The sequence below is a fragment of the Pseudomonas tohonis genome (assembly GCF_012767755.2).
Taxonomy (GTDB): Bacteria; Pseudomonadota; Gammaproteobacteria; order Pseudomonadales; family Pseudomonadaceae; genus Metapseudomonas; species Metapseudomonas tohonis.
Genome location: NZ_AP023189.1, coordinates 6,501,147 through 6,513,106, shown reverse-complemented (window position 1 = coordinate 6,513,106; position 11,960 = coordinate 6,501,147). Strand labels below are relative to the sequence as shown.

General features: G+C 68.2%; 13 protein-coding genes and 1 pseudogene. 5 read left to right on the top strand and 9 right to left on the bottom strand.

The window, feature by feature from the left end:
• Window positions 1-47: 47 nt before the first annotated feature.
• A complete protein-coding gene (locus tag HSX14_RS29900) occupies window positions 48-788 on the bottom strand; it encodes an SDR family oxidoreductase (protein ID WP_173177008.1) in 741 nt (246 codons plus the stop codon).
• Between the two features lie 91 nt (window positions 789-879).
• Here HSX14_RS29900 and HSX14_RS29895 point away from each other — a divergent pair, with 91 nt between their 5' ends.
• Window positions 880-1,467, top strand: a complete 588-nt coding sequence (locus tag HSX14_RS29895) for a TetR/AcrR family transcriptional regulator (RefSeq protein WP_173177005.1) — start codon at window positions 880-882, stop codon at window positions 1,465-1,467.
• Between the two features lie 91 nt (window positions 1,468-1,558).
• Here HSX14_RS29895 and HSX14_RS29890 read toward each other — a convergent pair whose 3' ends face one another.
• Together HSX14_RS29890 and HSX14_RS29885 are read right to left on the bottom strand one after the other, a co-directional pair.
• Window positions 1,559-1,723, bottom strand: coding sequence for a rubredoxin (locus tag HSX14_RS29890; protein ID WP_021220460.1), 165 nt, complete (start codon window positions 1,721-1,723; stop codon window positions 1,559-1,561).
• Between the two features lie 165 nt (window positions 1,724-1,888).
• The gene (locus HSX14_RS29885) at window positions 1,889-2,956 is read right to left on the bottom strand and encodes a fatty acid desaturase (RefSeq protein WP_173177003.1); all 1,068 of its coding nucleotides are present in this window, start codon (window positions 2,954-2,956) and stop codon (window positions 1,889-1,891) included.
• Between the two features lie 99 nt (window positions 2,957-3,055).
• On the opposite strand from HSX14_RS29885, the gene HSX14_RS29880 reads away from it, so the two are divergent.
• Complete coding sequence (locus HSX14_RS29880; protein ID WP_173177001.1) at window positions 3,056-4,066, top strand: AraC family transcriptional regulator; 1,011 nt, start codon at window positions 3,056-3,058, stop codon at window positions 4,064-4,066.
• Window positions 4,067-4,716: 650 nt separating this feature from the next.
• Window positions 4,717-5,166, top strand: a pseudogene (locus HSX14_RS31765) (methyl-accepting chemotaxis protein); the annotation flags it as partial.
• A 12-nt stretch (window positions 5,167-5,178) separates the two neighbouring features.
• Here the strand turns inward: HSX14_RS31765 and HSX14_RS29870 are convergent.
• Window positions 5,179-5,868 carry a Crp/Fnr family transcriptional regulator gene (locus tag HSX14_RS29870; protein ID WP_173176999.1) on the bottom strand — a complete coding sequence of 230 codons (690 nt, stop codon included), beginning with the start codon at window positions 5,866-5,868 and terminating at the stop codon, window positions 5,179-5,181.
• 91 nt (window positions 5,869-5,959) lie between these two features.
• On the opposite strand from HSX14_RS29870, the gene HSX14_RS29865 reads away from it, so the two are divergent.
• On the top strand, window positions 5,960-6,484 hold the full coding sequence (locus HSX14_RS29865) for an Mpo1 family 2-hydroxy fatty acid dioxygenase (RefSeq protein WP_173176997.1): 525 nt from the start codon (window positions 5,960-5,962) through the stop codon (window positions 6,482-6,484).
• A gap of 313 nt (window positions 6,485-6,797) precedes the next feature.
• Here HSX14_RS29865 and HSX14_RS29860 read toward each other — a convergent pair whose 3' ends face one another.
• Complete coding sequence (locus tag HSX14_RS29860) at window positions 6,798-7,538, bottom strand: hypothetical protein (RefSeq protein WP_173176994.1); 741 nt, start codon at window positions 7,536-7,538, stop codon at window positions 6,798-6,800.
• Between the two features lie 141 nt (window positions 7,539-7,679).
• A complete protein-coding gene (locus HSX14_RS29855) occupies window positions 7,680-8,468 on the bottom strand; it encodes an MmyB family transcriptional regulator (RefSeq protein ID WP_173176992.1) in 789 nt (262 codons plus the stop codon).
• Window positions 8,469-8,598: 130 nt separating this feature from the next.
• On the opposite strand from HSX14_RS29855, the gene HSX14_RS29850 reads away from it, so the two are divergent.
• Window positions 8,599-9,003 carry a hypothetical protein gene (locus HSX14_RS29850; protein ID WP_173176990.1) on the top strand — a complete coding sequence of 135 codons (405 nt, stop codon included), beginning with the start codon at window positions 8,599-8,601 and terminating at the stop codon, window positions 9,001-9,003.
• A gap of 206 nt (window positions 9,004-9,209) precedes the next feature.
• Here HSX14_RS29850 and HSX14_RS29845 read toward each other — a convergent pair whose 3' ends face one another.
• Genes HSX14_RS29845 through cysT form a run of 3 tightly spaced genes read right to left on the bottom strand, consistent with a single transcriptional unit; the run spans window position 9,210 to window position 11,907 of the window.
• The gene (locus HSX14_RS29845) at window positions 9,210-10,199 is read right to left on the bottom strand and encodes a sulfate/molybdate ABC transporter ATP-binding protein (RefSeq protein WP_173176988.1); all 990 of its coding nucleotides are present in this window, start codon (window positions 10,197-10,199) and stop codon (window positions 9,210-9,212) included.
• A gap of 3 nt (window positions 10,200-10,202) precedes the next feature.
• On the bottom strand, window positions 10,203-11,075 hold the full coding sequence (gene cysW, locus HSX14_RS29840; RefSeq protein ID WP_173176986.1) for a sulfate ABC transporter permease subunit CysW: 873 nt from the start codon (window positions 11,073-11,075) through the stop codon (window positions 10,203-10,205).
• A gap of 13 nt (window positions 11,076-11,088) precedes the next feature.
• A complete protein-coding gene (cysT, locus tag HSX14_RS29835; RefSeq protein WP_173176984.1) occupies window positions 11,089-11,907 on the bottom strand; it encodes a sulfate ABC transporter permease subunit CysT in 819 nt (272 codons plus the stop codon).
• Between the last annotated feature and the right edge of the window lie 53 nt (window positions 11,908-11,960).

Here is an 11,960-nt window from a genome sequence, read left to right as displayed (position 1 = left end):
GGATCGCCAACAACGCCTGAGCGTCGCGCAGCCGGCCGACTGCACAACTACCAGCGTTCCATCCAGGGGCGTAGATCGAGTTCGAACGTCCAGGCGTCCCGGGGTTGGCTATGCAGGAACCAGTAGTTCTCGGCGATGTGCTCCGGGTCGAGGATGCCGTCCTGCTCCTTGCGGGCGTAGATGTCCGGGAAGGTGTCGCGGATGAAATCCGTGTCGATGGCGCCGTCCACCACCACGTGGGCGACGTGGATGTTCCGAGGCCCCAGCTCGCGCGCCATGCTCTGCGCCAGGGCGCGGATGCCGTGCTTGGCGCCGGCGAAGGCGGCGAAGTTGGCCGCGCCGCGCAGGCCCGCCGTGGCGCCGGTGAAGAGAATGGTGCCGCGCCCACGGGTGACCATGCGCCGGGCCACGGCCTGGCCGGTGAGGAAGCCGGAGAAGCAGGCCATCTCCCAGATCTTGAAGTACTTGCGCGCGGTCTCGTCGAGGATGCTGCAGGGCACGTTGGCGCCGATGTTGAAGACGAAGGCTTCGATCGGGCCGATCTCGCGCTCGATCCGTTCCACCAGCTCGGCCACCTCTTCTTCCTTGCGCGCGTCGGAGGCGAAGCCGTGGGCCTGGCCGCCTTCGGCGCGGATGCTGTCCACCAGCGGCTGCAGCTTGTCCGCGCTGCGCCGGGTCACGCAGGCGATGTAGCCCTCGCGGGCGAAACGCCGGGCGATGGCACCGCCGGTGGCATCACCGGCGCCTATCACGAGCACCACCTTGTTGTTGTTCGATTCGGTATTCATGGCAGTCACCTTTAACTAAACGGTCGTTAGCTGAACGGACGTTATGCTACAGTCCAACCCGCGTCAAGCAGTGTGTCTTGCGGAGGTCGACATGCGTTATTCCCCCACCCACAAGGAAGAAACCCGGCAGAAACTGTTGGAAAGCAGCGGCGCCATCGCCAAGGCCGGCGGCTTCTCCAGCACCGGCGTGGATGCCCTGATGAAAGCCATCGGCCTCACCGGCGGCGCCTTCTACAGCCACTTCCCGTCGAAGGACGACCTGTTCACCGCCATCGTCGAGCGCGAGCTGTCACGCAGCCTGATCGGCCAGGTCGCCCAGGGTGAAGGCTTCGACCAGGCGCGGCTGCAGCGCTGCCTGGAGCACTACCTGAGCATGGCCCATGTGCGCAATGCCGAAGGCGGATGCGCGATTCCCGCACTGGGCGCCGAGATTGCCCGTGCCGGCCTGCCGGTGCGCGAGACCGCCGAGCACTGGATGCTGCAACTGCAGCAGGCCTGGGCGGAAATCCTCGAAGACGGCGAATTGGCCTGGGCGGTGATCTCCCAGTGCGTCGGCGCCCTGGTGATCGCGCGCATGCTCGCCAGCGAGCCCTTGCAGGAAGAGGTTCTCGGCGCTGGTCGCCAATTGCTGATGCAGGCGCTGGAGCGGCGCGGCCAGGGTGATCCACAGCCGCTCTGATACGCGGGGCAGGCGCCCCACGCGGTGTGTGCGGGATATCCGGTAAATCTGGGAAGTCCCTGCCCTGCGGGCGGACTTCCCGGCCGTGCCCTCAGATTTCCTGCATCTCGAAATCCATCTTGCCCACGCCGCAGTCGGGGCAGATCCAGTCCTCGGGCACGTCCGCCCAGGGGGTGCCGGCGGCGATGCCCTCGTCGGGCCAGCCCTTGGCTTCGTCGTAGATCAGGCCACAGACCACACAGATCCAGGTTTTCATGCCGGTACCTCTTCGTTCTTCTTCACGGTTGAGCGGATTTTCCGCGGCGCGATACCTGCCGGGCCGTGGGTGGTCCGGGCGCTGTCGTTGGCGGAATGGCGGCGATAGTAGGCGCAGAAGGGCCGCGAGGCGGCCCATCTTAGGTTTGGGGTTACGGGGCAGGCGTCAGGCGGTCTGTGCGCGCTCGGTCGCCGGTTGCGGCTGCGCCCGCCAGCGGTTGGCGCGGGCGAAGGTGCCGATGTCGTTGAAGCGCACGCCCATCTCGCGCATCACCTTGTGTGCCACCGGGGCGGTCATCTGGCGGATGTAGAAGGGCTCCTTGACCACGAAGTGGTGGATCGCGTGGGTGCTGCCGAAGTTGAAGCAGAACGCCTGCAGCGGCCACAGCCACCAGGGGTTGAGCACCTGGGTCTGCTGGATCACGTTGCCCGGCTCCACGTCGCCGTAGTAGTGCATGTTGGAGCTGACGAAGTGCAGGCAGAAGGTGCGCAGCACGTTGGGGCCGACCAGCACCACCACCGCGATATCCACACCCTGCATCACCGCCAGGGTGGTGTCCGACCAGGCCACCGGCGCGCCCAGCAGCGCACTCACGCCGTTGATGGCGTGGAAGCCGAGGAAGACGTACCAGGCGCTCCAGTTCATCAGCGCCAGCGGTGCATAGACCTTCAGCGTGCGCACCAGGATGAGCTTCTTGTGCTCCCAGCTCTTGGCCCGGAGCATGCGGATCAGCGAGGACATCACGTTGTCGCCCACCATCAGCAGCCGGGCGATGCCCCAGGGCTCGCCGTTGGTGATGGCGCGCTCCTCCATGTCGGCCTCGGTGCCGGAGACCTTGTGGTGGTTCAGGTGCAGGTGGCGGCGGACCCACGGGTTGATGGTGCTCGGCCGCGCCAGCCACACCAGCGCCATCATCAGGTTGTGCGCCACCTTCTGCTTGCGGAAGTACATGCTGTGGATGAGGTCGTGCTCCAGCTCGTGGGTCAGCGAGGCGAGGAAGGCGTTGACCAGCAGGCAGGCCCACCAGGCGATTGCGCCGTTCAGGTAGAGCACCGCCGAGCCGACCATGCCGGCGAGGGCGAAGGCGAGAATGCCGGCGCCGATCAGGTCCTGGCGGTTGAGGATCGGGTAGCGCTGGCGCAGCGCTGCGCCGTGGGCCATCACCACTTCACGAATATGGGCTGATCGCTGTTGATCATTCAGCTTTGCGGGGCTTGCGGTAGTCGGGGACATGCTTACATCCTCTTGCTCGTCGTGTGCCCACTCTGCCGAGGCGGTGCGCGCCACGCCTGACCCTGAACGCCAACCTGTTGACCGGATACGCCAACCTGCATGAGCGACGAGCCCTCAACCCTCGCCAGCTGGACCCGAGCCCTGCGCAAGCAGCTGGACGCCCTCGGCCTCGACAGCGACGGCCTGTGCCGCCAGGCCGGCCTCGACCCGGCGCTGATGGACGACCCCAACGCCCGCTACCCGCTCTCCGCCACCACGCGCCTGTGGCAACTGGCGGTCCAGGCCAGCGGCGACCCGGCACTGGGCCTGAAGATTTCCGGCTACGTCAGCCCCACCACCTTCCACGCCCTGGGCTACGCGCTGATCGCCAGCGCCAGCCTGCGCGAGGTCTTCGAGCGCATCGAGCGCTACCACCAGGTGGTCAGTGACGCGCTCGCCCTGCAGCTGAGCCGGCGCGGCGAGCGCTACGAGTTCCGCCTCCAGGTGCCCGAGGAAGGGCCCTCGCCGGCGCCCGAGGCGGTCGACGCCTTCGCCGCCATCTACGTGCGCACCTGCCGCAACCGCCTGGGCCGCGACTACGCGCCGCTGGCCGTGCACCTGCGTCGCCCGCAACCGGCCGACCCGGCACCCTGGCACCAGGTGTTCCGCTGCCCGCTGCATTTCGGCGCCCCGGAAGACCTGATCGAATTCGCCTGCGAGGACTTCGAACGGCCCCTGGAAGACGCCAACGCCGAGCTGGCCGAGCACAACGAGACGGTGCTCAAGCGCACCCTGGAACAACTGCAGGTGCCCACCTGGGCGCGCAAGGTGCGCGCCTGCCTGGAAGCCCAGCTGCCCAATGGCGAACCCTCGGCCGAGCGTATCGCCCAGTCCCTGCACCTGAGCCTGCGCAGCCTGCAACGCCACCTGGCGGAAGAGGGCAGCAGCTACGAGCAACTGCTTGGCGACACCCGCCAGGCCCTGGCCCTGGTGCACATGCGCGACCCGCGCTGCTCCATCAGCGAGATCGCCTACCTGCTCGGGTTCGCCGACACCAGCAGCTTCAGCCGCGCCTTCAAGCGCTGGACGGGCCAGGCGCCGAGCCAGTACCGCGAAAGCCTGGGGCGTTGAGCCTTCACGCAACGCATCCGCGCTCCAGAGGCTCTTCGCATGCGTGCCAGAACTGGCCAGTCGCCGGCCGAACGGCCAGAATCCCTCCACTACAAGAACCACCCGAGAAGCCCATGCGTCCTGCCTACGCTCGCCATCCCTATGCCGTCGCGTTCCACACCCTGGGCCTGGCCCTGCTGATGCTGGTCTACACGCGCTGGCAGGTGCCGCCCGCCTGGAGCATCCCGGCCTACCTGGTGCTGGCGCTGTGGCCCTGGCTGGGGCCCTGGAAAGTACCGGAGGAACCGCGTGACGAGCCGCTGGAGGACCAGGCCCCGCGCCTGGCCGAACTGGCGGTGCAGGCCGACCGCCACGCCGCCGAGCGCCTGCGCCTGGAAGGCCTCGCCAGCCAGCTCGACAGCCTGTTGCGCCAGCGCCTGGAGGACGGCGCGATCTGGCTGCAGCGGCAGGACGCCGGGGTGGTGCCGCCCGATCTCGACCGCCTCGAACAACTGGCCACGCAGCTGCAGCAGGCCGGCACCGAGGGCCGCGCCGAGCTGGACCAGGCCCGCCAGGCCTTCGCCGCGCTGCTCGCCGAGAGCGGCACCGGCCGCGAGCGCGTCCAGGCCCTGGCCGAGCGCAGCGGCGAGATCCAGAAGGTCGCCCAGAGCATCCAGTCCATCGCCAGCCAGACCAACCTGCTGGCGCTCAACGCCGCCATCGAGGCTGCTCGTGCCGGTGACGCCGGGCGTGGTTTCGCCGTGGTGGCGGACGAGGTGCGCAATCTCGCCGCGCGCACCGCCGTTGCCACCGAGGAAGTCGGGCGCATGGCCGAGGACATCCAGCAGCAGACCGCCGCCGCCGTCGCCCACCTGGCCGGGCAGGATGCCGGGCTGGCCGGAGGCGTGGCCGCACTGGAGCCCCTGGGCGATCGGATGGCCGGCCTGGACGGGCAGGGTGCGCAGTTGCGCGAGGCGCTGGCGCCGCTGCCGGATCACTGGGCGCTGCAGCACGAGAACCAGCAGGCCTGGCGCCAGGAGATGGCGCGCCTGGAAGCCCGGCTGGAAGATGCGGTGGCGCTGGGCCGTCAGCTCGCCGAGGCCCTGCGCGGGCCGGCCTGACCCCTCACAGCCTCACAGCCTCGCCGCCTGGCGCAGGCCGACGAGGTCGAGGATCTCGATCTCGCCGTAGTTCAGGTGCACCACGCCCTGGGCTTCCAGTTCCTTGAGGATCTGGTTGGTGGTCTGCCGCGACACCGCCAGCATCAGCGCCAGTTGCTCCTGGGCCAGGTGGATGACCCGGCGCCGGCCGCTCGTCTCGCCATAGCCCTCGGCGATCATCAGCAACCGCCGCGCCAGGCGTTGCGGCGCCGGCAGCAGGCTCATCTCCTCCAGCGCGATGAAGGCCAGGCGCAGCTTCTGGCTCATCAGCTGCGCGAACTCGCGCCACCAGGCCGGCTCCGCCTCCAGCATCTTCTGCAGCGCCGCCTGGGGCACGTTGAGCAACTGCGTCGGGCCTTCGGCGAAGGCGTCATGGGTGCGTGGCTGGCCGTCGAACAGGCAGATCTCGCCGAACCAGTGGGGCGGCTCCACCAGGGCCAGCAGCGCCTCCTTGCCGTTCTCCGCGCTGACCCCAACGCGCACCGCGCCCTCGATCACCGCATACAGCCCGCAGGGCGGGTCGCCCCGGCGGAACAGGCATTCGCCCGCTGCCAGGTTCAATGGGCGTGCCTGGCTCACCAGTGCGTCCTGCAGGCGTGCGGGCAGGCCGGCGAACCAGTGGCCGGTGAGCAGGGAGGTGCGGCAGTCGGAAAGTTCGGGCATCGGGCGATGGGCTTTGTCGGCTAGCTGACAGAGGATAGGTCAGGACAGGCGCCATTATCGGCGCAACTGCCTGCAACCTGAGGACATAACAATGAAAACCCTCGTCGATCATCTCTCCCAGTACGCCGAATACCACCGCGACCGGCGCAACATCTTCAGCCACTTCATCGGCATCCCGCTGATCGTCGTCGCCGTGGCCGTGCTGCTGTCGCGTCCCGGCCTGGTTGCCGCCGGCCTGTGGATATCTCCGGCCGCCCTGGTGGCGCTGGCCTCCGCCGTCTTCTACTTCCGCCTCGACCTGCGCTTCGGCCTGGTGATGACCGCGCTCCTCTGGCTCAGCCTCTGGGCCGGCGCCGCGCTGGCCGTGCAGTCCACCGCCCTGTGGCTCAGCGCCGGCCTCGGCCTGTTCGTGGTGGGCTGGGTGATCCAGTTCGTCGGCCACTACTACGAGGGCCGCAAGCCGGCGTTCGTCGACGACCTGATGGGGCTGGTGGTCGGCCCGCTGTTCGTGGTCGCCGAACTGGGCTTCATGCTCGGCATGCGCAAAGAGGTCGAGCAGGCCATCGAACACCGCGCCGGCCCGACCTGCATCCGCGAGAAGAAAGCCACCGCGTGACGTGGTGCGCGGTTGGGCCGCCTCCCCCTGGGGGAGCGGCTTCAGCCGCGAAAGGCTCGCCGCCGGCTCTCGGCTGCGGGTGGCCGGCAGTTCCATCGCGAATGAATTCGCTCCCACGGGAGCGGGGCGTGGCGTTGGTGTTTGGGGCGAGTCCGCCGGTGGATAAAAAGAGCGTTATCCACCCTACCCGGCGGAGACGTCCGTGCGGGCAAGAGGTGCCAGGCGATGCAGGGTGGACCGCGCTTCACCGGTCCACCGCTACGGTGTTGGGCCGGGCTCCGCCGCCTGTGGATAACCCGCGCTGCCCCTTGCCTCAGCCGCCCGCGGCCAGCAGCTGCGCGCTCATCGAGCGGGCATGGCGGTCGACCATCATCGGCGCGTAGGGCCGGCCGGAGGCGCTGACCAGGGTGTTGCTCTGGCTGTTCATGTCGCTGAGGGCGGTCTTGAGGAAGCTCCAGCGGGTCTTCAGCTTGCCCACCGCCGGGTCGCTCTTGTCCATCGGCTGCAGCTGGGCGTCGATGGCCGGCAGCAGGGTGCGTTCGTCCTGGCCGATGTAGGTGTCGTTGCTTTCCCGGGCGATCTCGAAGGTGCCGATGTAGGCGCGGCTGAGGTATTGCACGGCGAGGTATTCCACCTTGGCCGGCAGTTCGCCCTCGGCGGTGTTGCCGGGGGTGGCACGGGCGGCGATGAGGAAGTCGCGCAGGGACTTGGCCAGTTCCTGGGGGAAGCGCCAGGGCACGTCCTCTTCGTTGTGGCCGTAGGAAACACCTTGCTGCAGCTGGGTAACAAGCGCGCGGTACTTCTGCCGGAGCCCGTCGCTGGGCTGCGGCACGCTCTGGAACGCGGTATCCAGTGCCTTGATGTCGGCATCGAAGCGGGTCTTGTGGGTTTCCTGGAAACCTTCGCCGCGGAACAGCAGCAGGCTGCTGGTGGCGCGGCAGGCGTGGACCTGCACCTGGTCGATGGGCGCGAGTTCGGCGGCGAGGGCCATCCCGGCCCCGGCGAGGCCCAGCAGCAATCCGATGAAAGCGCGTGATAGAGCGTCTGAAAGCATCCCGGCGTGCTCCTTTTGTTGTTGTTGTGAGCAGACAAAGCGGTGGGTTGTGTGGGCACCAATCGGTGCGCGCCCAGCCTACTGCGCCGGGCCCTGGAGGGTATTACCCGAAAGAGTGATTTATGACGGTCGGGCGATAAATCATCCCATCCGGAGGATCTGCTTCAGCCGTTCGGCGCTCTCCGGGTCGGCGGGGAACAGGGTCTCCAGGGCCAGCTCCGAAAGGGTCACGTCCACCGGGGTGCCGAACACCGTGATGGTGCTGATGAAGCTGATCACCCCCAGCGGCGTGTCCAGTTGCAGCGGCACCAGCACGCCATCGGCGACCAGGGCATCGGGTGCGGGCGGGGCCGGGTAGGCGGCGAGTTCGTCGTACAGTGCCTGCAGCTCGGCATCGCCGCTCACCTCGATGTCGTGCCGGAGGCGTTCCAGCAGGTGGGCGCGCCATTGGCCGAGGTTGGCGATGCGCGGCGCCAGGCCCTGCGGATGCAGGGTCAGGCGCAGCACGTTGAGTGGTGGGCCGAGCAGTTCAGGGGCGACGCCGGCGATCAGCGCCAGCACCGCGTCGTTGGCCGCCAGCAGGTTCCACTGGCGGTCGATGGCCAGCGCCGGGTTCGGTTCGTGGGCCTTGAGCAGCTGTTCGATGGCCTGGCGCGCTCCGGCCAGGGCCGGGTCGTCCAGGGTGCGCTGGGGGAACAGCGGTGCGTAGCCGGCAGCGGCCAGCAGGCGGTTGCGTTCGCGCAGGGGGATGTCCAGCTGCTCGGCCAGGTGCAGGAGCATCTCGCGGCTGGGCCGGGCGCGCCCGGTCTCGACAAAGCTCAGGTGGCGCGTGGAGATCTCCGCGTCGCAGGCGAGGTCGAGCTGGCTGAGGCGGCGGCGCTGGCGCCACTGGCGCAACAGGGCGCCGACGGGGTGGGTGGGTGCGTTCATGGCAGCGACGATAGTCGAGCCGGTGAGGCCCGGCCATTACCTGGCAGGTAATCGACGCGATTCTCCGTTCGGCGAATCCTGGCGACCAGGCACCGGCAACCGCCGGGCCGCCCTGTCCAGGAGATACGCCATGACCACCGTGCAACCCTCCCCCCTGCTGCGCCGCGCCCTGCAACTCGATGCCCTGGTCAGCGGCGCCGCCGGCCTGCTGATGACCCTGGGCGCCGGCCCGCTGTCCGCCCTGCTGGCCCTGCCTGCCACGCTGCTCACCGGCGCCGGCCTGTCGATGCTGCCCTGGTGCGCCGTGCTGCTGTGGCTCGCCCGTCGCGACACCCTTGACCGTCGCGCGGTGTGGGCGGTGATCGCGGTCAATGCCGTGTGGGTGGTGGACAGCGTCCTGTTGCTGGCCGGCGGCTGGGTGCAGCCGACCCTGCTGGGCCAGGCCTTCGTGATCGCCCAGGCGCTGGCGGTGGTGCTGTTCGCCGAACTGCAGTTCCTCGGGCTCAAGCGCTCGGCCGAAGCGGTCTGTGGATAACCCCTTTTTCGCGAATGAATTCGCTCCCACCAAAGGCCGGGATCGTGTGTAGGGTGGCCGTCGCTCTTTACGTCCACCGGCGGAGTCCCGCATGGCCTCGCTTGGTGGACCGGGGAAGCGGGGTTCCCCCTACGTACCGCCAACCTGCGTTTCGCACCCATGAAAAAGCCCCTCGCAGGAGGGGCTTGTTCGTTGCAGCGCGGCGATCAGCCGTGGGCGACGGGCTGCCAGGCCTTGGGCTTGAAGTACAGGGTCTCGCCGCGGGCGAGGCCGACCAGGCTGTCGTGGTCCTTGACCACTTCGGCTTCGATCAGCTCGTCCTGGCCGTCCACCTTCAGGGTCACCCGGGTGATGGCGCCGAGGGGGCGGATGTCGCGCACTTCGGCGGCCTGGTGCTCGTGCTCGGCCTCCCTGGACAGCGAGACCTCGTGGGGGCGGAACAGCACGTGGCGGTCGTCACCCAGCTGCAGGCGGTTGGAGTCGCCGAGGAAGTGGTAGACGAAGGGGCTCGCCGGCTTCTCGTAGACCTCGCCGGGGGAGCCGATCTGCTCGATCACGCCCTTGTTCATGACCACGATGCGGTCGGCCACTTCCATGGCTTCCTCCTGGTCGTGGGTGACGAACACGGAGGTCAGGTTGATCTCCTCGTGCAGGCGCGCCAGCCAGCGGCGCAGCTCCTTGCGCACCTTGGCGTCGAGGGCGCCGAAGGGCTCGTCCAGCAGCAGGATCTTCGGCTTCACCGCCAGGGCGCGGGCCAGGGCGATGCGCTGGCGCTGGCCGCCGGAGAGCTGTTCCGGGTAGCGGTCGGAGAGCCAGTCCAGTTGCACCATGTTGAGCAGCTCGTGGACCTTCTCGGCGATCTCCGGCTCGCTCGGGCGTTCGCCCTTGGGCTTCATGCGCAGGCCGAAGGCGACGTTGTCGAACACGCTCATGTGGCGGAACAGGGCGTAGTGCTGGAACACGAAGCCGACGTTGCGGTCACGCACGTCGTGCTGGGAGACGTCCTCGCCGTGGAACACGATGTTGCCGGCGTCCGGGGTCTCCAGGCCGGCGATGATGCGCAGCAGGGTGGTCTTGCCGCAGCCGGACGGGCCGAGCAGGGCCACCAGCTCGCCGCTGTGGATATCCAGGTTGATGTCGTTGAGCGCCTTGAAGGCGTTGAAGTTCTTGCTGACGTTACGGATTTCGATGCTCATGACTCACTCCTCATCAGCGCTGGATTTAAGACGGGACAGGCGGGCCTCGCTCCACTGCTTGAGCAGCAGGATGACCAGCGCGAGGATCAGCAACAGGCTGGCGACGCTGAAGGCAGCGACGTGGTTGTACTCGTTGTAGAGGATCTCGACGTGCAGCGGCAGGGTGTTGGTGACGCCGCGGATGTGGCCGGAGACCACCGACACCGCGCCGAACTCGCCCATGGCGCGCGCGGTGCACAGCACCACGCCGTAGATCAGGCCCCATTTGATGTTGGGCAGGGTCACGTGCCAGAACATCTGCCAGCCGTTGGCGCCCAGCAGGCGCGCGGCTTCCTCTTCCTGGGTGCCCTGTTCCTGCATCAGCGGGATCAGCTCGCGGGCGACGAAGGGCACGGTGACGAAGATGGTGGCCAGGACGATGCCGGGGATGGCGAAGACGATCTGGATGTCATGCTCGCTCAGCCATCCGCCGAAGTAGCCCTGGGCGCCGAACAGCAGCACGTAGATCAGGCCGGCGATCACCGGGGAGACGGAGAAGGGCAGGTCGATCAGGGTGACCAGGATGCTCTTGCCGCGGAACTCGAACTTGCTCACGCACCAGGCGGCGGCCACGCCGAACACCAGGTTCAGCGGCACCGAGATGGCGACGGCGATCACCGTCAGCTTCAGCGCGGAGAGGGCGTCGGGCTCGAAGATGGCGCTGAAGAAGGTGCCGAAGCCCTGCTTCAGTGCCTCGCTCAGCACGATGTACAGCGGCAGCAGCAGGAACAGGCCGAACACCAGCCAGGCGGCGACGATCAGCGCGCGGCGACCCCAGACGTTGCCCCGGCGGGCAGCGTTGGCGGAGGCGGCGGCGGTCAGGGTTGCACTACTCATGACGACGGCCTCCTCAGGGGGTTTCGATGCGGCGCTGCAGCAGGTTGATCAGCAGCAGCAGGATGAAGGAGACCACCAGCATCAGCACGCCGATGGCGGTGGCGCCGGTGTAGTCGTACTGGTCGAGCTTGACCATGATCAAGAGCGGCAGGATCTCGGTCTTCATCGGCATGTTGCCGGCGATGAAGATCACCGAGCCGTACTCGCCCACGCCCCGGGCGAAGGCCAGGGCGAAGCCGGTGAGCCAGGCGGGCAGCAGCGCCGGCAGGAGGATGTGGCGGAACACCTGCAGCGGCCTGGCGCCCAGGCAGGCGGCGGCCTCTTCCACCTCGCGGGGGATGTCGGCCAGCACCGGCTGCACCGTGCGCACCACGAAGGGCAGGGTGACGAAGGTCAGTGCCAGGGTGATGCCCAGCGGGGTGTAGGCGATCTTGAAGCCCAGGTCGGTGGCGAACTGGCCGACCAGGCCGGCCGGCGCGTACAGCGCGGTGAGCGCGATGCCGGCCACGGCGGTGGGCAGGGCGAAGGGCAGGTCGATCATCGCGTCGATGATCTTGCGGCCGGGGAAGTCGTAGCGCACCAGCACCCACGCCAGCAGGGTGCCGATCAGGCCATTGAGCACGGCGGCGGCGAGCGCGGTGCCGAAGCTGAGCTTGAGTGCGGCGAGTACGCGGGGTGCGCTGATGATGTTCCAGAACTGCACCCAGGTGAGGTCGAAAGTCCTGAGGAACATGGCGCCCAGGGGAATCAGCACCAACAGGCTGAGATACACCAGGGTGTACCCCAGAGTCAGCCCGAAGCCGGGTATGACCGGGGAGATACGTCGAGACATCATCTGTCCTTTTTCTGCGTTGGAACGCTCAAGCCCGCCACCGGAATATCACC

Coding starts and splice junctions, on each gene's coding strand:
- HSX14_RS29900 (WP_173177008.1), bottom strand. CDS start 788: ATGAATACCGAATCGAACAACAACAAGGTGGTGCTCGTGATAGGCGCC.
- HSX14_RS29895 (WP_173177005.1), top strand. CDS start 880: ATGCGTTATTCCCCCACCCACAAGGAAGAAACCCGGCAGAAACTGTTG.
- HSX14_RS29890 (WP_021220460.1), bottom strand. CDS start 1,723: ATGAAAACCTGGATCTGTGTGGTCTGTGGCCTGATCTACGACGAAGCC.
- HSX14_RS29885 (WP_173177003.1), bottom strand. CDS start 2,956: ATGTCCCCGACTACCGCAAGCCCCGCAAAGCTGAATGATCAACAGCGA.
- HSX14_RS29880 (WP_173177001.1), top strand. CDS start 3,056: ATGAGCGACGAGCCCTCAACCCTCGCCAGCTGGACCCGAGCCCTGCGC.
- HSX14_RS29870 (WP_173176999.1), bottom strand. CDS start 5,868: ATGCCCGAACTTTCCGACTGCCGCACCTCCCTGCTCACCGGCCACTGG.
- HSX14_RS29865 (WP_173176997.1), top strand. CDS start 5,960: ATGAAAACCCTCGTCGATCATCTCTCCCAGTACGCCGAATACCACCGC.
- HSX14_RS29860 (WP_173176994.1), bottom strand. CDS start 7,538: ATGCTTTCAGACGCTCTATCACGCGCTTTCATCGGATTGCTGCTGGGC.
- HSX14_RS29855 (WP_173176992.1), bottom strand. CDS start 8,468: ATGAACGCACCCACCCACCCCGTCGGCGCCCTGTTGCGCCAGTGGCGC.
- HSX14_RS29850 (WP_173176990.1), top strand. CDS start 8,599: ATGACCACCGTGCAACCCTCCCCCCTGCTGCGCCGCGCCCTGCAACTC.
- HSX14_RS29845 (WP_173176988.1), bottom strand. CDS start 10,199: ATGAGCATCGAAATCCGTAACGTCAGCAAGAACTTCAACGCCTTCAAG.
- cysW (WP_173176986.1), bottom strand. CDS start 11,075: ATGAGTAGTGCAACCCTGACCGCCGCCGCCTCCGCCAACGCTGCCCGC.
- cysT (WP_173176984.1), bottom strand. CDS start 11,907: ATGTCTCGACGTATCTCCCCGGTCATACCCGGCTTCGGGCTGACTCTG.